Raw genomic sequence first — 17,236 nt, 5'->3', positions numbered from 1 at the left:
AATCGCTTCTATTTCTTAAAAAGGTAAAGTTAAGAATGTCTTCGTTCCGAGCTAAATAATTCAATCATTCTCTCACTCTCTCATTCAAAATTCCCCATGACTTCTCTCTGGTTTGATTTCGTTGACCTTATCTTTCCAAGATGCTGCGAAGCTTGTGACAAAGGATTGGTTGGCAATGAAGATATTATTTGTACCTCATGCCGAATTGGATTGCCCAGAGTTGAACAGGACAGTGTTTTCAGTGAGATGATCGGGCAAAAGTTTGTTAATGTGCATGAAGTAGCCAGCACACATTCCTTTTTGTTATTTACCAAAAAAGGCAAAGTTCAAAAATTGTTGCACGCGTTGAAATATAGAGGAAAGTCTGAAGTTGGTATTTTACTCGGTTTTATGTTCGGGCAGGAAATGATGGAAAATGGGAATTTACCTGATGCAGATCTAATTGTCACAGTTCCGTTACACAAGAAAAAAATGAAAATTCGGGGTTATAATCAAAGTGATAAACTGGCAGAAGGTTTTTCAAATGCTACCAATATTCCGTGGTCGGGGAATGTGCTGGAACGAACCCGGTTTACAGAAACGCAAACAGGTAAAACAAGAAATGAGCGTTGGGAAAATGTGAAAGGCGTATTTCGAGTAAGTGAAAATATGGAAGGAAAAACGGTAATTATTATTGACGATATATTAACTACCGGTGCAACTTTAGAAGCCTGTATGGAAGTTTTGACAGAGGCTGGCTGTAAGCAATTTTATATTTTAACCATTGCTTCTGCTCAGCATTAAAGGAAATTGGCATAAAAAAAGGAAGGATTCAGGTTTTAAAACCGGAATCCTTCCTTTTTACTTTTATATAATAATTCTAAAAGAATCTTATTTACGGCTACCTGTTGCAATCATTGCACAACGGAAACCTACCGATGCAGTTGCAGAATCCTGATCCATGTAACGACGCGTTCCTGGTGACAACCAATAGGCTACGTCAGACCATGAACCACCTTTGTACACACGAAGATTATCGTTGATCAAAGAGTTGCTGTTTTTGCTATCATAATTTTTGGCATCATCCTGATATCCATCACGACGGAATGCATTCAAATCATTTACGTCATTGTTGGAAAGTGGACGATAAACGTCATAAACCCATTCGCTAACGTTTCCGGCCATATCATAAAGACCGTTGTCATTAGCAGGATATGAACGAATTTCCTGAGTAATGATCGCACCATCATTTGATTTTCCAGCGATACCTGCATAATCCCCAGGCCCGCGTTTGAAGTTGGCAAGCATCGTTCCTTGTTTACGGCCACGAGGCTGACGCATCGTAGAACCATCCCAAGGATAAATACGCTGGTTAGATTGATTTTCGTCAGCATACTGTGTACCGATCATGGCAATCGCCGCGTATTCAAATTCAGCTTCGGTTGGCAGACGGTAAGGAGGCATTACGTAACCGCTTTCAATTCTAAGTTGCGTTGGTTCCGCAGATGCAACTGCTTCCGCTTCGGCAGCGTTGGCAGCCTTTTTCTTTTTGCCGATAGCAAATCCTTTTTTCTTCTGTCCGGCTTTATTACCGATTGCAGTATTGCTTTTACTTACAGCAGCAGTTCTCCATGCGCAATAGTCGTTGGCCTGAACCCATGAAACACCTACAACAGGGTACAAACGGAAACCAGGGTGACGAAGATACATGGTCACGTATGAATCGTTAAATGACAATTCATTGAACCAAACGGCTGTGTCGGGTAAGGCTTTGCTGTAAAATTCTTCGGATGAATCTTTTTGAACAGCATTTAGGTATTCAAGATAATGAACGTTGGCAACTTCCGTCTGGTCCATGTAGAACGACTGGATACTCACCGTACGTTTCGGGTTGTCACGTCTGTTCATGACATCTTCTTCCAAAGATCCCATTGTAAAACGTCCTCCTTCGATATAAACCAAGTCAGGACCAGCAGGTAATGCTTTGTATTGTTTCACCTGATAGCCATCCTTGCCATTATACGCCAAGCCTGTTTTTGAACTGGATTTCCCAGGTTTCAAACTCGTTGGTCTTTTTTTCTTACTACAGGAAGTAGCCGCTAATAACACAATCAGTATCAACGCGATCGACCGGATACCCATCTTATGCATGCAAATCATTGCTTTAAAGTGACTTAGAGTGTTTGGTATTTAATAGTATGCGAAACTGCAAATGTATGAAATCAATCGAACTTATTTGCTAAAAATCCATTATTGACACATTTCAACTAAAATCTTATGCGCCTGGTCAATACTTTGTACATTTTCATAGATCAGCATCAGTTTCCCTTTCTGGTCTTTCAATGAACTTTGTTTTGGATGTAACTTGATGTAATCAATTACTTTACCGAATCTTGGCGACTGAAAAAACTCGTCGTTCTGCGAAGTAACGAAGTATCCTTTCAATGTATTGTTTTTTAACGTTAATTTTTCAAAATACAAACTTTCTGCTTCCCAACGCAAACGAACTGTTTTCAATAAATTCTGAACTTCCTTTGGCAGAGGCCCGAAACGATCCATTACTTCTTTCTCAAAACCAACCAGTTCTTCATTTGTCTTCATGTCGTCAAGACGCGTATATAACGAAAGTCTTTCTGAAATATTTTTAACATAAGTTTCAGGAATTAAAGTAGCGAAATCCGTCTCAATCTGGCAATCCGGCAACAATTTTGCAGGTAATCCCAAAGCTGATGAGAATAAATCTTTAAACTCGTTATTTTTCAATTCGGCAACAGCTTCATCCAGCATTTTGTGATATAGTTCATAACCCAGATCATTCACAAAACCACTTTGTTCTGCACCCAATAAATTTCCTGCACCGCGAATATCAAGATCACGCATCGCAACTTTAAATCCATCACCCAGTTCAGAGAATTCCTCCAAAGTCTGAAGGCGTTTTCTTGAATCACTGGCTAAGGTAGACGCATTCGGTGTCAAAAGGTAACAGAATGCTTTTCTGTTGGAACGCCCTACCCGGCCACGCATCTGGTGCAAATCCGATAATCCGAACATATGCGCCGAGTTGATAATAATCGTATTCGCGTTAGCAATATCAATTCCGGACTCAATAATATTGGTAGAAACCAGGATATCATATTCTCCTTCAATGAAATCGACCATCACTTTTTCAAGTTTATCGCCATCCATTTGCCCATGCGCCACCCCGATTCTCACTTCCGGAACGAGACGCATAATAATGTTAGCGATCGACTCAATATCATTTACACGGTTATGAACAAAGAAAACCTGTCCGCCCCGTTGTACCTCAAAACTGATCGCGTCGCGGATAAATTCTTCACTGAATGAATGAACTTCCGTTGTAACCGGCTGGCGGTTTGGCGGCGGCGTTCCAATCACAGAAAGATCTCGCGCACCCATTAATGAAAAATGAAGCGTTCTTGGAATTGGCGTTGCCGTTAACGTCAAAACATCCACATTCACACGCATTTCCTTCAATCTGTCTTTGGCTTTTACACCAAATTTCTGCTCTTCGTCGACGATCAGTAGACCAAGATCTTTGAAATGCACATCTTTATTCAAAATACGGTGTGTACCGATCAGGATATCAATTTTGCCTTCGGCTGCTTCTTTCAGTGTGTCTTTAATTTGTTTAGTTGATTTAAAGCGATTTATATAACCGACTTTTGCCGGGAAATCTGCCAAACGTTCACTGAAAGTTTTGAAATGCTGCATGGCCAAAATTGTTGTTGGCACCAAAACAGCGACTTGTTTACTATCACAAACCGCTTTAAAAGCTGCGCGGATTGCTACTTCCGTTTTTCCAAAACCAACATCACCACAAACCAGACGATCCATTGGATGGCCTTTTTCCATGTCATCTTTCACGCTGGCAATGGCCGTAGCCTGATCTGGCGTATCCTCGTAAATAAATGACGATTCCAGTTCGGCCTGCATGTAATTGTCAGGAGAAAACTGGAAACCCGGTGCCTGACGACGTTTTGCATAAAGCGCAATCAATTCGTGGGCGATATCTTTAAGCTGTTTTTTAACTCTTGATTTTTTAGCTTCCCAATCGCCCGAACCTAATTTGCTCATCGCAGGCGGCGTTCCTTCTTTGCCAGTATATTTGGCAATTTTGTGCAGGTTATGCACACTCACATAGAGCAAATCATTGTCACGATAAATCAACCGGATTGCCTCCTGCTCTTTTCCGTTGACATCTTTCCGCTCCATACCGGCGAAACGGCCGATACCATAATCCACGTGTGTTACGAAATCACCGACATGCAGCGACTTCAACTCTTTCAGCGTAATCGCTTTTGACTTGCTGAATTTTTCTTTTAATCGGTATTTATGAAAACGGGCAAAAATCTGGTGATCCGTATAACATGCAATTTTCAGGTTTTCATCAATGAAACCTTCCCGAAGCGAAATATTCGGCATTGGCTGAAATTTCACAAAGGGATCAAGATCTTCAAAAATCCTTTCCAGACGATCCAGTTGTTTCGGCTGTTCCGCGACAATTATATTGACAAAACCTTTGGACTGGTTTTCAGAAAGGTCGTCCAGTAATCGCTTAAAGTCCTTATTAAAAGACGGTTGTGGTTTGGAAGAATAGGGGAGTTTGCTTTCTGTTTTAAAATAAAACCTGCGGCCGAATTCAACCGTTTTAAATTTTTTGACCTGATTTAAAAAACCACGTCGTGTTTCAAATAGATCCGCCGGATTTGAAACGATCTGAACACCGCCGCTGGTAACTTCCTGCAATGCTTTTTCCGCTTTCTCAAAGCAGCTTTCAATGACTTCAAGTGTTAATTCGGCATCTTTAAACCACAACACAGAATCCTCATCAAGGAAATCCATGAAAGATTCTCTTGTTTCGTGAATCAGTTTTTGCTGAATATCCGGAACAATATTGATTTGTTTGGCAGTTTCAATCGAAAGCTGCGTATCCGGATCAAAAGAGCGGATACTTTCCACCTCATCACCAAAAAGTTCGATACGGAATGGATGTTCACTTGCAAAAGAGAAAACATCCAAAATACCTCCACGTACAGAAAACTGTCCGGCTTCAAAAACGAAATCGGCGATTTCAAAACCATAACTGGTCAGGAATTCTGTCAGAAATGACGGGTCCAGCTTCTCGCCTACTTTCACTGAAAAAGTGTTGGCAATCAACGATCTTTTGTTGATAACTTTTTCAAAAAGTGCTTCGGGATATGTTACAATCTGGAACGGTCCGGGTTTGGCAACGTTCAGTTTGTTCAGGATTTCTCCACGCATCAGAACGTTGGCATTATCAACTTCTTCGTAATGATATGGGCGTTTGTACGATGTAGGATAGTATAAAACCTCCGTTTTGCCCAGCAAATTCTGCAAGTCATTCTGAAAATAAGCAGCCTCTTCCCGATCGCTCAAAATATATAAAGCCGGACTTTTCTTTTTTTTCTGAATGGCCGCTGCAATCACCGCATCCAGACTGCCGACAAGTCCTTTGATCTGAATATGTGCGGCGTCCTGTTTTTTCGAGGCAATTTGTGAAATGAACAGATCCAGATAACTGTCACCTCCGTATAGCGTCAATAAATCTTTTACTTCCAAAAGTATATCTTAATTATTAGAGGGAATTTTCCCGGTTTTATAAACTATATCAAACACAAAAAGCCGTTCCAGAGATTTTCCCGGTCGGCTTAAATGATAACAACAGTTTTTCTACTTTTGTTGATACCATTGATTACTTTACAAAAATAACTGGTAAATAGATAGCATTTGTAATGAATGTGTTAATTTGATAAAATGATCGACTGGCTTAATCAATCCATTACTATCGCAGGCATAGCCACAACTGTTCTTGAAATACTCGGTTTTTTGACGGGCGCAATTTGTGTTTATCTCAATACCCGGCAAAATGTTTTAGGCTGGTTTTTCGGAATTATCAACGCCGTGCTTTATGTGATCGTTTTCTGGCAGGTTAAGTTATATGCTGATATGAGTTTGCAGGGTTACTATTTCTTCACCAGTATTTATGGCTGGTGGATGTGGCTGTATGGCGGGAAAAGTCACGACGGTATTTCTGTAAGTAATACACCATCAAAACTTTATGGAATTTTTGCCATAATCTTTTTTGCAGCAACTTTACTTTGGGGATTTCTCCTGGGTCGTTTTACAAATGCCAGTTTTACCTATGTTGATTCTGCATTAACCATAGCCAGCTTAATTGCACAATGGATGATGGTGCGCAAATATCTTGAAAACTGGATCGTCTGGATTGTGGCTGACGCGTGTTACACAATCATGTATTTTTACAAAGATTTATACCTCACGGCCATTTTATACGCCGTTTTCCTGGCATTAGCTGTTTTGGGATATATTCAATGGAAATGTGATATGAAGAAATTGGCGCGTACCAACCTTTAACAATCACCGAAAGGGATTTCCTGTTCTTCCAGAATTGTTCTTATTCTTGGTGAATCTTCAAAAATAATCCGAAGCTCTTTTTTAGCAACATCTTCCTCTTCGTCCATCCATTTCCAATCTTCCGCTGTGGCGTCGAAAATGTCAATAAGAGCTAAAATCTTATCGTCTGTTTTTTCCTTTGAAAGCCAGTCGTTAGAATTTGTGATGTATAAAATTACTTTTTCTTCTGTGATCCATTCCAGATCGTTCAGCATTTCATCAAGCGCATCCAGGTTTTTCCCGGAATAGTCTGGGAAGTTTAATGCTTCACCGATTTGCTCATGGAAATCTTTTATTGAAGTCGCTTTCTGACCATCAATTTTAGCAATAAATGCGCCGAGGAATGATTTACGAAGGTCTGTGTCTTTTTTGGCAAGAAGAAAATGTGTGTTTTTCATGGTGTTATTACTGATAGAATCAGATGTAAAAGTAAAAGTTGTGTAAAGATAAAAAGCTGCCGGGGAAAATTATTCGATTTGGGTAAAAGAATCATAATGATCACGTGTGTACCAGGCACGTTTATTTTCACTGGTGATCAAACGTTCCGCTCCGCGGTTTTTCCCTTTTTTCTTAGGATTCACATCCCATTCCTGGTATTTCATGATACTCCCCGCATCATCTTTTAGTGGCAAAAGTTTTTCAAAGTTTCCGAATTTTCTGCCTCCCTGATAACCTTCCGGTGCCTGGCCATTTTCGCGGATGTAGGCTAAAATATTCAAAACCTTCTGCGGAATCTGGTCTTTCTGGTTTTTGTTTAAAAGAGATTTATCAGATTTTCGGGTAAGTTTTAATGGTTTTTTAGATTTGGTTTCTGTTTGCTCCTGGCTTTGCGTTTTTTCCTGAGAAGTATTATTTCCATTCCCTGAACAGCCAAGGGCCATTAAGGTTGCAAGAATAAAAACGCCTTGTTTGAGCGAGGAAGAAATCGGGGTGTAGCGAATTTTGGAAATCATAATATCGAAAATATAATAAAGACTTTTTTACATAAAGAACCTCATCGTGCAGACAATGAGGTTCTTATAATTTAAATCATTCGATTTTTAATTCAATGAAAACATGGGCAGCCTAAGCGCAACGACATTGTTAAACATCAGTTTACAAATGGTTGGGTCCATGAAATCAATTAACGGAAATTCTGAAACCAGTGACATGACTTCAAACTCACTTTCCGCTCTTACCACGCACCAGAGTTTCAAACGGTCTTCTGATAAGGCATAAGACATCAATCGTCCCTGCTCCATTAATTCGTTGATCTTTTTTCTCTGCGCCGGTATTTTCTCAGTGTATTCTTCCGTCATAACAGCCGGAAGTTGGATTTCAACCATATATTGACTCATGAGCGAAAGAGGTTAGGTACGTGAAAACTCAATTTTTATACTCTTATAAAAGGATATGCACAAAGTAATAGTTCCTCCAACAGATTTGAGCCGATATGGTTTAACTCATATTAACACAACTGTTACCAATGATTTTTTTAACCATTTTTTCCGAATGTGTCGTTTGAACTTAGGTAAGTTAAAAAAAGTTTTAATTATTTAAACCTCTGTTACAACCATTTTTTAAATAAGCGTGTCAATGTATATAACAACTGGCAAATTATTTTTTCAGGAAGAATTGAGAAGCAGGTTTAGAACGAGACTCAGTCCTTATTTATAAGGCAGAATAAAATAAATCAAACCGAAAGTAGCACCCCTTAAACTTCGGATGACTTTTAACGAACAGGAATTGGTGATTGGCTGTCAACAGCGCAACCGTGTCGCCCAGAAACAGCTATATGATGTTTTTGGCGGCAAATTGTTTGCTATATGCCTGCGATATACCAAAAACCGTAATGATGCGGAAGATGTTTTACAAGATGCTTTTATAAAAATTTATGAGAATATAAGTACGTTTCGAAATGATAGCCCGCTTGAATACTGGCTGCGTTCCATCGCAGTCAATACGGCGTTAAACCATTTGAGACAACATAAATATTTAAAGCAGCTCGACGATATCGATACGCATGAAAATGGCTTGGCTGGTAAGGAAATAACTTTGGCAGATTTTCAGTGGCAGCAGCTTCTGGAATTTATCAAGGAATTGCCTATCGGCTGTCAGACTATTTTTAATCTGTACGCCATTGAAGGATACCAGCATAATGAAATAGCCCAGAAATTAGGTATATCTGAAGGAACCTCGAAATCGCAATATTCGCGGGCCCGTACGCTTCTTCAGGAAAAATTGAACAAAGAAACAAGATTTGATGATGGATCCGTCCAAAAAAAATAGCTTTGATGAGCAATGGAAAAGGGCATTTCAGGAAGCTTCTGAAACGCCTCCTCTATCTGCCTGGGAAGGCATAGAGGCCCGCCTTGACGAGGAAGAAAGGGAAAAAGTAATTCCGCTGTGGTGGAAAACACCAGGATATTGGTATGCAGCAGCTTCGGTAGCAGCATTGCTGCTGGTTGGTATAGCTTTATGGGATGGTTCTTACGATGTGAATAATAATAAAGCAGAGACGCAAATCGCGGCTAATAAATCAGCCTCAGATACTCAAAAAACAATTGCTGAAGAAAATGAAAGTATTATTTCAACTCAAAAACAAAACGGAAAAGAGCAGAATTTAAATTCTGAAAGCGCAATTGCAAATGTTGGAAGAAGCAAAGAATTGCCGGAAAGAGTAAATGTTTCCAAAAACACCGTGGAAAAATTGGCAGAACAAAAATCTGCATTTGGAAAAGGTGGAAATATCGTTGCACCTCCGGTTGAAAATATTATCGCCACGGCATCAGAATTTAAAAAGGAGGGAAAATCTTTGATTGTCAGTGATTTTAAGAAAACGAAAGAAATTACTGCAACAAAAGAAATGTCTGATTTGACAAACAATCCGGAAAAACCGATTGCGATAGCAAATCTGGATGCGGCAAGCCAGATTCTGGCAGAAGCGTTGACGCCGATCGGTTATAAAGATCTGGATGTTTATATGCAGAAACGATATGTATTTTTCAAGCCAGATCCGATGGCTGAAAGCAAACCTCCCAAAAAAGAAAAGAAAAAACAGGAATATTGGGCTGATGTGAATGTGATGCCTGCGAGTTTTAATCCAAATATCAATGTAACGAATGCGCCAAGTGCATATGCTTCAGCGAATGCATCGCGGCAATCCTTGTCAGGAAGCAGCCGTTCAGGAGCATCTTATGCCGTTCAGACACAGGGGGCGAAACGTATTTCCAAACACTGGTCGGTAGAAACGGGTTTGAATTATTTACAGGGAAATTCGACCTATGAAGGTGGTGGATATTTATTGAATGCAGTTACCAGTCAGTCGGAAAATGTTTTGCAAAGTGCATTTGCGGATAAAGCTGCTTTGGGGTCTAATGCGTCTCCTAATAGTCCTACTACTGGTGCTCCTTTATCTTCTTCCAATACCCTTTATATTGATTTAAATAAAGAAGTCAATAATAATTACCGTTTTGTTCAGGTTCCTGTTCAGGCAGGTTTTACATTAAATCCCGATAAGAAATTAAGCTATTCGGTTGTGGGTGGAGTGATAACGAATTTCTTTGTCAACAATGAATTTGAGTCTGCTTCGGGAACTGTTATTACAACAAAAGCGAAGGATGATGTTTACCGTAATTTGAATTACTCGGCAACAACCGGTCTGCGTTTCAACTATAAATTGTCGGCAAGATTAAAGGCAACACTTTCAGGATCTTATCAGAAGTCGCTGCTTTCAGGATTTAAAACCAGCGAATCTCTGGAATCGCATCCTTCTTTATATGGTGTTGCCTGGGGTGTGAGATATTCTTTTTAAAAAAATATTTGACTCATTCCAACCAATCAGCACGGAATTGACTCTTCATAACATAACCTGCTACGAAGGTTCAAAAAAGCTGAAAACCTATACACATTTTATTTATTAGCCATGAATAAAATATTCCAAATCAAGATGTTGATTCCTGCTGTTCTGGCGGGAATTCTTTTAAGTTGTAGTAACGACGATATCGATACTGGCCCGGGTGAAGTGCACCCGGTACAAATTCCCGCACGGATTTCTGCCGGTACCAACGATTTTGCGTTCGATTTCTTTAAAAACTTACAGGTTTTTGAAAAGCCCGAGGCAAATTTATTTGTATCCCCGCTTAGTCTTCACATCGCGCTGGGCATGCTTTTGAATGGTGCTGAAAATGAAACCGCAGCAGAAATCCTGAAAACATTGAAAATGGAAGGGGTTTCGCTGGCAGATCTCAATGATGCTTACAAAACGCTTTTGAATGATATGCCTGTGGCGGATTCCAAAGTAACGCTTGGCCTTGCCAATTCGGTTTGGTACAAAAATACTTTTCAGGTAGAAACTGATTTTAAAAATGTCTTAAATCAGTCTTTTAACGCAGAAGTTACCGGTTTGGAATTTAACGATGCGGCCAAGGATAAAATTAACCAATGGGCCAGTGACAAAACCAATGGGAAAATTAAAAAAGTACTTGACAAAATCAGTCCGAATGATCGGATGTTTTTATTGAATGCCTTATATTTTAAAGGAAACTGGGCTAAGCAATTTAATTCTAACAATACGTCGGATAAGCTATTTTATCTGAGTAATGGCTTGGCTAAGTATGTCAAAATGATGTCGGTGGAGTCTGAATTTGTAGTTAATTATTCTGAAAAATATACTGCCGTAAGATTGCCATATGGAAATGGTCAGTACGAAATGACTATTATCGTCCCGCAAAAAGATATAGTAATTAATGATATAATAGATTCCTTTACTTCAGAGGAATGGACAGGTTTGCGAACAAATGAATCTAAAACAAAAGTAACGGTTGGTTTACCTCGTTTAACTCTGGATTACGGAAAACGGCTGGATACAACTTTGGTAAACATGGGCATTATTAAAGCTTTCACCAGCGCTGCTGATTTAAAGAAAATTAATAAAACGGAAGAAATTTCGGTAGCGTTTGTTAAGCAGAATACCTATCTCGGAATCGACGAAAAAGGTACAGAAGCGGCAGCGGTAACAACAATCGGGATTGGACTAACATCGGCCGGGCCATCAAAAGAAATCATTTGCAACCACCCATTCGGGATCATCATTAGCGAAAAAACATCAAATACGATTTTGTTCATGGGGAGAATCATGAATCCGGATAGTAAATAGCCGTTAGCTGTTAGGGATTAGCTTTTGGCGAAAGTTGGTTAATTATCCATACTAACGCCTAATCGCTAACTGCCAAAAGCTAAAAGAAAATAAACGTTGGTGTCAATCGACGTTTTCGGGGTGCGTTATCGTCCGCTGGCTTTGCTTGCGGACGATTTTGTTTGTTAGGTTACAACCTTTCTTTCAATCCGCGTGTCTATTGTTTTAGTAAGAAAAAGTTTCACTGAATCTTCTCTAACAAATCCCTGCCGTCATGAAAAAATATTTACTTCCGATCCTCTTTGTATTGTTGGCCAGCAGTTTATGGTCTTGTAATGATCAGTGTAAGGAAACCCGTATTACACGACGATATACTCCGGTTTCTATCGCGCTTAAAGAACTACGAAGCAGTGTAAAGGCGGAGGCTCCACACGAGCTGATAAGACCGGGGAAAATTTATGTGAAAGGTAATTATTTGTTTATCAATGAAATAAAAGAAGGAATTCATGTGATCAACAACAGCGATCCGGCAAATCCAAGTTTTGTTTCCTTTATTAAAATTCCCGGAAACGGCGACATGTCCGTTCGTGATAATATTTTGTATGCCGACAGCTATACCGATCTTGTAGCTTTGGATTTAAGTGATCCTGTAAATCCGAAAGAAGTAAGCCGTGTCGAAAATGTTTTTAGGAATGGCCAGTTTGACGGTGCCTCCTGGTATCTGAACCAGACCAATGGCGTTGATAATCTTACGATTCAGGATTACACAATCGATTATGTTACAGAAACTGTTACAACCAGTTGTGAGGAAGATTTCACCCAGTATCTCTATTATAGTTTCTATGCAGATGGTGGTACGAAAGCTTTAAGTTCAGGTTCTTCTTCTGTCTCTGCGGCTACCAACGGGCAGGCTGGCTCTATGTCTCGTTTTGCGCTTTATGATCAATACCTGTATACCGTTGGACAAGGGAATTTACGGTTATTCAACATCGCTAATCCTACCAAACCAACCGATTTTGCAACCGTAAATATTGGCTGGAATGTTGAAACAATATTTCCATACCAACGAAAACTTTTCCTGGGTTCGACAACCGGAATGTTTATTTATGATAATACAGATCCGGCATCGCCTAAGCAGCTGTCCAATTTCCAGCATGGCCGCGCATGCGATCCCGTAGTTGTACATGATGATATCGCCTATGTGACACTCAGAACGGGTACAGCTTGTGCTGGAACTGAAAATCAGCTCGATCTCGTAGATGTTAGTAATGCATCATCTCCGACGCTTATCAAATCATATCAGATGGAAAATCCACACGGTTTGAGTATCGATTTTCCAACACTTTACCTATGTGAAGGAGATAAAGGTCTCAAAGTTTTTGATGTGACTGATAAAAATAACGTTGACCAGCATCTTCTTTCTTTTAAAAAGGATATGCACGCTTACGATGTGATCTCGCTTGGAAAAACACTTTTACTCATTGGAGACGACGGTTTTTATCAATACGATGCGAGCGATCCGGCAAACCTTCGTGAGCTAAGTAAGATACCGGTTAAAAAAGCAATTCAGTAATTTTTTTTGGACTATTTTAGTCTGAACAAATCGTTTGTACCGGTTTCTCCCTCAACAGTTTAAAAAATATAAAATGAAAATACTTTTTTCATTCTTCGTAGCCATTCTGGCTATTTCTACTTCTCTGGCACAGGAAGGATCTTTTAAAAAGAAATTTGTAAACCACACAGAATTTGGAGGTCTGTTTGGTCGTGTGAAATATGTAAATAACTCAGGTTACGGCAATGATCAAAATAAAGTGGATAGCAAAGCCAGTCTGAGCATTCAGACATTTAACGGAATTCATTTGAACCAGCGGCTGGATGTGGGAGTTACTCTGGGTTTTGATTGGTATAAAACGGCACTGTTAAATCCAATAGCAGCCGGAATCCGTTATGATATTACAAAAGGTTCAAAAGCGAGATTGTTTCTTACAGGTGATGCAGGTTACGGTTTTAATTGGCTAAACCAGGATTCTGATGGCTATAAAACAAAAGGTGGCTGGATGATAAATCCAGGAGTTGGGTTGCGAATGGGAAAAATCAATAGCTCTACTTTTACATTTTCAGTAACTTACAAACGGCAGGAAGCATATGCTGATAAACCTTTACTTTACAACCAGACTGTTCGTTATGAAGATAGGGTTTATAATCGGGTGGCTGCCAGGATTGGAATAAGTTTTTAAGACTAGTATCTTTCAATGATTTAAAAGTCAGTTTAGTAGGCATGAAAGCTCGCCTGGAGATAATATTTCAGACGGGCTTATTTTCGCGTAGATACCTTCTTTTTTTATTATATTCGATACGATTTTTAAAATCATATCTCCCTCTTCTTATTATACTCAACGTCGTGAAAATTAAATTATTCGTTATTCTGCTAGCCAGTGGGTTGTGGTCTTGTAAAGATCAATGTACCGAAACAAGAGTTGTCATCCGTGAGATTGCGATCACACATCCCTTTTCAGAAATACGAAATAGTGTGAAAGTTTTGCCGCCCCGAGAAATTGAGGACCCCGGGAAGATCGTTTTCAAGGATAAATATCTGTTTGTCAGTGAGATTAAACAAGGTGTACATGTAATCGATAACAGCGATCCGTCAAATCCAGCTTTTATTTCGTTTATTCAGATACCTGGAAATGGCGATATTATTATCAACGAAAATGTGCTCTATGCGGACAGTTTTTGTGACCTTGTTTCTCTGGATATAACGGATCCGGCAAATGCAAAGGAAACAGGCCGTTCTCCAGTCTTGTTTAAATCAGGCTGGTTTAATGGAATATGGTGGTCAGCAGATCAGAATGGATTGTTTTTTAATGAATATAAAAAAGACACGATCGTAGAGACGGCCGCAGTTGATTGTGAGGATAATACGCAGTTTGTAGAACCGCCAATAATAGATGAAATAAGAATCAGTCCGGAGTATTTGGACTTTTCAAAAACACCGCCCCGTTTTGTCATACAATATAATTATCTCTATACATCAGACGCAGGCAGTCTTGGAATATTCAATTTAAATAACAAAACAAATTTATCTCCACAGATATCGCTTGCTTTTAGGATTGTCTTTGCTAATATTTCTTCCTATCAAAATAAAATATTTATTGGGGATGGTTCCAGTGTATCCATCTATGACAATTCAAATCCTCCCATTCCTGATTTTGTTTCAAGTCTTGACTCCGTAAGTTTATGCGATAAAATTGTGGTTCAAAATGATATCGCATATATCGCCCAACGAGAAAAAACCATTTGCGGTAATGAAAACCAGCTGAAACTTTTTGATATAAGTAATATTAGTGCTCCAAGATTTATAAAGAAATTTCCCATGGACGGCCCACGCGCATTAAGTATTGATTTTCCAGTTCTTTATGTTTGTGAAGGAACTGGTGGATTTAAAGTTTTTGATGTCCGTGATACGGCAACAATTGATCAGCATTTACTTTCACATGAAAAAGATATTCAGGCGAATAACGTATTCGTCAGGGGAAAAAATGTTTTTGTGACAGCCACGGATGGTTTATACCAACTTGACGCTACGGATCCGAAAAATCTTCGCCGGCTCAGCAAAATACCTTTTAAGAAGATCTAATGGTAATTATTTTTTAGTTTGACCTGCGAGTGCAAGTTTTGGCGAAGGCGGATTTTTATCAAAAACTTCAACATTTTTAATAAACATGGCTTCCCCTCTGTGATACCAGTTTCTGAATTTTTCAGATTGGTCAATGTGATGCGGGAGATAATCCAGCAGCACGGAAAGGTTGAAGGTTTTTGACGTTACACCGGCACCGGAAATAACGCCATCCAGCGCATTACATTCCTGTTCGTAATGATTAGGAACAGGAACCATCATCACAGGTTTCCCCAGATACATGGCTTCACAAACAGATTCGAATCCGGCAGTTGTTACCAACGCCCGGCAGCTGGCGAGCATGGAAAGATATTTCTGGCTGTCGATTCTGTGAAATGTAAGCGTTTCGTCAATTTTATGCTCATCCGGAACGTCTGCCTTGTCCCAAAAACATTGCAGACGTATCTCCGGATGTTTCAGGTGCCATGCTATAATTTGCTCGCTCAAACTATGATGGGTCATGTACACCAGGAAAAAATCTTCTTTCAAAGGATATAAATCCCGGACTTCTTGTCTCAAAAGTGGTGGAACCACAATCAGTTTTTCATCAGGCAGTGATTCCATTTCCCGGAACGACAAAGCGAGCCTTTGACTTGCTTTCCAGGAAGCAGCTTTGGAATTAAGGTTGATCAGTATGCGGTTGATGCCGCTGTTTTTGGGAGAAGTAAAATCAGGATGAAGAATTAAATATTGATGCGCGATACAGATCATCGGTATTTTGGTACCATATAACACATTGTAGAGGCCGCTGTATGTTTCGTAAAAACTAATGATCAGATCCGGCTGAATTTCGCGGATCGTCTGGTGTATATAGCGTAAACTTTTTATGTATTGTGGAAGATGCGTGACCAGGCTCAGCAAAGTTCTTTTCACATTCATTCCTCCACCATTGTAGACAATACCGGGTGCATTAAAATAATAAACCGATGACTGGATTTGTTCTTTAAAAAAGGAAGGAATGAGCCGCCCGACCGCGCTGCCAACCATTGCGCCAACAAGGTCATGGCCAGCTCCGCGAAGGATCTGCCCCATAGATATAGCCTGCGTAAGGTGTCCCCTTCCTTCACCCTGTACCAAAAACAAAATCCTCATAAGCCGTATTAAATAATCCGCCTCTTATCTTCACCCAAAACAATTCCTGTGAAAGCTACCTGTTTGTCTATTGTAGGAAAGCTGTCGATTCTGCTTGTTCTTACTTCTTTTTGTTCAGCAGGTTTTTCGTCGAAATGCTGCTGATTGTAGTAAATAAGATTCCAGTTTCCTTCAAAATCTTCAACCAAAGCACTTAGCGTTTCAACCCAGTCGCCGGAATTCATGTACATCACCCCATCAATTTCCCGAATGGCCGGGTGATGGATATGGCCGCAGATTACACCGTCGCAATCACGTGAACGGGCAAGTTCTGTCAGTTTTTCTTCAAAATCCGACATATAATTCACCGCCATTTTCACCGATTGTTTTATTTTTTGGGAAAGAGAATAGTAAGGTAATCCTTTCCAGGCTCTGTATTTGTTGTAAAATTTATTTACCCAAAGCAAAAACGTATATCCGATATCGCCCAGATAAGCGAGCCATTTAAGATTTGTTGTGATTGAATCAAAAACATCGCCATGGGTTACATAAAATCGTTTTTCACCTGAATTCAGGATGTAATCTTTTCTGATCTGGAAATGTTTTCCCAGGCGCAACGGTATGATCTGGTCAAGAAAATCGTCATGATTTCCACGGATGTATATCACCTTGGTTTTATTTTCCTCAATCATCTTCAATACCCGTTTGAAAAACATGGTATGTTTCCGTTTCCAGACTCCATATTTTTTTAACTGCCAGGCATCAATAATATCACCATTCAGAATAAGCTTTTTACATGAATAGCTTTTCAGAAAATTGGTAACTTCTTCTGCCTTGGAACCACCTGCTCCGAGGTGTAAGTCAGAAATGATAATCGTTCTAAAATGAGTTGTTTCTCCCATGTTACAAATATTCTCATTTCATGTTACCTGGATATT

15 protein-coding genes are annotated in these 17,236 nt (G+C 39.6%); 8 read left to right on the top strand and 7 right to left on the bottom strand.

The annotated features are described in order from the left end of the window. The first annotated feature begins 96 nt into the window (after positions 1–96). Positions 97–783: a ComF family protein gene (locus tag FDK13_RS16685; protein ID WP_137341135.1), complete on the top strand. Its 687-nt coding sequence runs from the start codon at positions 97–99 to the stop codon at positions 781–783. Between the two features lie 87 nt (positions 784–870). Here FDK13_RS16685 and FDK13_RS16680 read toward each other — a convergent pair whose 3' ends face one another. Together FDK13_RS16680 and mfd are read right to left on the bottom strand one after the other, a co-directional pair. Then, a complete protein-coding gene (locus tag FDK13_RS16680; RefSeq protein ID WP_137341134.1) occupies positions 871–2,130 on the bottom strand; it encodes an SUMF1/EgtB/PvdO family nonheme iron enzyme in 1,260 nt (419 codons plus the stop codon). Between the two features lie 99 nt (positions 2,131–2,229). Then, positions 2,230–5,580 carry a transcription-repair coupling factor gene (gene mfd / locus FDK13_RS16675; RefSeq protein ID WP_137341133.1) on the bottom strand — a complete coding sequence of 1,117 codons (3,351 nt, stop codon included), beginning with the start codon at positions 5,578–5,580 and terminating at the stop codon, positions 2,230–2,232. A 195-nt stretch (positions 5,581–5,775) separates the two neighbouring features. Between mfd and pnuC the strand changes: the two genes are divergently transcribed. Next, positions 5,776–6,396 (top strand): nicotinamide riboside transporter PnuC, encoded by a 621-nt coding sequence (gene pnuC / locus FDK13_RS16670; protein ID WP_137341132.1) that lies wholly within the window; start codon positions 5,776–5,778, stop codon positions 6,394–6,396. Here pnuC and FDK13_RS16665 read toward each other — a convergent pair. The 3 genes from FDK13_RS16665 to FDK13_RS16655 all read right to left on the bottom strand — a co-directional run bounded on the left by FDK13_RS16665 (position 6,393) and on the right by FDK13_RS16655 (position 7,772). Beyond that, positions 6,393–6,833: a barstar family protein gene (locus FDK13_RS16665; RefSeq protein WP_137341131.1), complete on the bottom strand. Its 441-nt coding sequence runs from the start codon at positions 6,831–6,833 to the stop codon at positions 6,393–6,395. The two genes, pnuC and FDK13_RS16665, sit on opposite strands and share 4 nt — an antisense overlap. A 69-nt stretch (positions 6,834–6,902) precedes the next feature. After that, positions 6,903–7,388 (bottom strand): guanyl-specific ribonuclease, encoded by a 486-nt coding sequence (locus tag FDK13_RS16660; protein ID WP_229216070.1) that lies wholly within the window; start codon positions 7,386–7,388, stop codon positions 6,903–6,905. Positions 7,389–7,475: 87 nt separating this feature from the next. Next, positions 7,476–7,772, bottom strand: a complete 297-nt coding sequence (locus FDK13_RS16655) for a muconolactone Delta-isomerase family protein (RefSeq protein WP_137341130.1) — start codon at positions 7,770–7,772, stop codon at positions 7,476–7,478. Between the two features lie 367 nt (positions 7,773–8,139). On the opposite strand from FDK13_RS16655, the gene FDK13_RS16650 reads away from it, so the two are divergent. From FDK13_RS16650 to FDK13_RS16625, 6 genes are all read left to right on the top strand, one after another. Further along, positions 8,140–8,703: an RNA polymerase sigma factor gene (locus FDK13_RS16650; RefSeq protein WP_137341129.1), complete on the top strand. Its 564-nt coding sequence runs from the start codon at positions 8,140–8,142 to the stop codon at positions 8,701–8,703. Further along, positions 8,678–10,228 (top strand): outer membrane beta-barrel protein, encoded by a 1,551-nt coding sequence (locus FDK13_RS16645; RefSeq protein ID WP_229216069.1) that lies wholly within the window; start codon positions 8,678–8,680, stop codon positions 10,226–10,228. The genes FDK13_RS16650 and FDK13_RS16645 overlap by 26 nt, the downstream gene beginning before the upstream one ends. Before the next feature lie 111 nt (positions 10,229–10,339). Next, the gene (locus FDK13_RS16640; RefSeq protein WP_229216068.1) at positions 10,340–11,572 is read left to right on the top strand and encodes a serpin family protein; all 1,233 of its coding nucleotides are present in this window, start codon (positions 10,340–10,342) and stop codon (positions 11,570–11,572) included. Positions 11,573–11,825: 253 nt separating this feature from the next. Beyond that, complete coding sequence (locus tag FDK13_RS16635) at positions 11,826–13,124, top strand: LVIVD repeat-containing protein (RefSeq protein WP_137341128.1); 1,299 nt, start codon at positions 11,826–11,828, stop codon at positions 13,122–13,124. Between the two features lie 73 nt (positions 13,125–13,197). Next, positions 13,198–13,788: a hypothetical protein gene (locus FDK13_RS16630; protein ID WP_137341127.1), complete on the top strand. Its 591-nt coding sequence runs from the start codon at positions 13,198–13,200 to the stop codon at positions 13,786–13,788. Positions 13,789–13,952: 164 nt separating this feature from the next. Beyond that, positions 13,953–15,188: an LVIVD repeat-containing protein gene (locus FDK13_RS16625; RefSeq protein ID WP_137341126.1), complete on the top strand. Its 1,236-nt coding sequence runs from the start codon at positions 13,953–13,955 to the stop codon at positions 15,186–15,188. A gap of 6 nt (positions 15,189–15,194) precedes the next feature. On the opposite strand, the gene FDK13_RS16620 is transcribed toward FDK13_RS16625, so the two are convergent. Both FDK13_RS16620 and FDK13_RS16615 read right to left on the bottom strand, forming a co-directional pair. After that, positions 15,195–16,319 carry a glycosyltransferase family protein gene (locus tag FDK13_RS16620; RefSeq protein WP_229216067.1) on the bottom strand — a complete coding sequence of 375 codons (1,125 nt, stop codon included), beginning with the start codon at positions 16,317–16,319 and terminating at the stop codon, positions 15,195–15,197. An 8-nt stretch (positions 16,320–16,327) separates the two neighbouring features. Next, positions 16,328–17,200, bottom strand: a complete 873-nt coding sequence (locus FDK13_RS16615) for a UDP-2,3-diacylglucosamine diphosphatase (RefSeq protein WP_137341125.1) — start codon at positions 17,198–17,200, stop codon at positions 16,328–16,330. Positions 17,201–17,236 lie beyond the last annotated feature (36 nt).

This window comes from Dyadobacter frigoris (assembly GCF_005280585.1).
Classification (GTDB): Bacteria; Bacteroidota; Bacteroidia; order Cytophagales; family Spirosomataceae; genus Dyadobacter; species Dyadobacter frigoris.
Note: the sequence above shows the minus strand (reverse complement) of the source record. Positions and strands in the feature narration are given on the sequence as shown.

Excerpts from the sequence above, each read along its gene's own strand:
- FDK13_RS16685 (WP_137341135.1), top strand. The coding sequence starts at position 97 with ATGACTTCTCTCTGGTTTGATTTCGTTGACCTTATCTTTCCAAGATGC.
- FDK13_RS16680 (WP_137341134.1), bottom strand. The coding sequence starts at position 2,130 with ATGCATAAGATGGGTATCCGGTCGATCGCGTTGATACTGATTGTGTTA.
- pnuC (WP_137341132.1), top strand. The coding sequence starts at position 5,776 with ATGATCGACTGGCTTAATCAATCCATTACTATCGCAGGCATAGCCACA.
- FDK13_RS16665 (WP_137341131.1), bottom strand. The coding sequence starts at position 6,833 with ATGAAAAACACACATTTTCTTCTTGCCAAAAAAGACACAGACCTTCGT.
- FDK13_RS16660 (WP_229216070.1), bottom strand. The coding sequence starts at position 7,388 with ATGATTTCCAAAATTCGCTACACCCCGATTTCTTCCTCGCTCAAACAA.
- FDK13_RS16655 (WP_137341130.1), bottom strand. The coding sequence starts at position 7,772 with ATGAGTCAATATATGGTTGAAATCCAACTTCCGGCTGTTATGACGGAA.
- FDK13_RS16650 (WP_137341129.1), top strand. The coding sequence starts at position 8,140 with ATGACTTTTAACGAACAGGAATTGGTGATTGGCTGTCAACAGCGCAAC.
- FDK13_RS16645 (WP_229216069.1), top strand. The coding sequence starts at position 8,678 with ATGATGGATCCGTCCAAAAAAAATAGCTTTGATGAGCAATGGAAAAGG.
- FDK13_RS16640 (WP_229216068.1), top strand. The coding sequence starts at position 10,340 with ATGAATAAAATATTCCAAATCAAGATGTTGATTCCTGCTGTTCTGGCG.
- FDK13_RS16635 (WP_137341128.1), top strand. The coding sequence starts at position 11,826 with ATGAAAAAATATTTACTTCCGATCCTCTTTGTATTGTTGGCCAGCAGT.
- FDK13_RS16630 (WP_137341127.1), top strand. The coding sequence starts at position 13,198 with ATGAAAATACTTTTTTCATTCTTCGTAGCCATTCTGGCTATTTCTACT.
- FDK13_RS16620 (WP_229216067.1), bottom strand. The coding sequence starts at position 16,319 with ATGAGGATTTTGTTTTTGGTACAGGGTGAAGGAAGGGGACACCTTACG.
- FDK13_RS16615 (WP_137341125.1), bottom strand. The coding sequence starts at position 17,200 with ATGGGAGAAACAACTCATTTTAGAACGATTATCATTTCTGACTTACAC.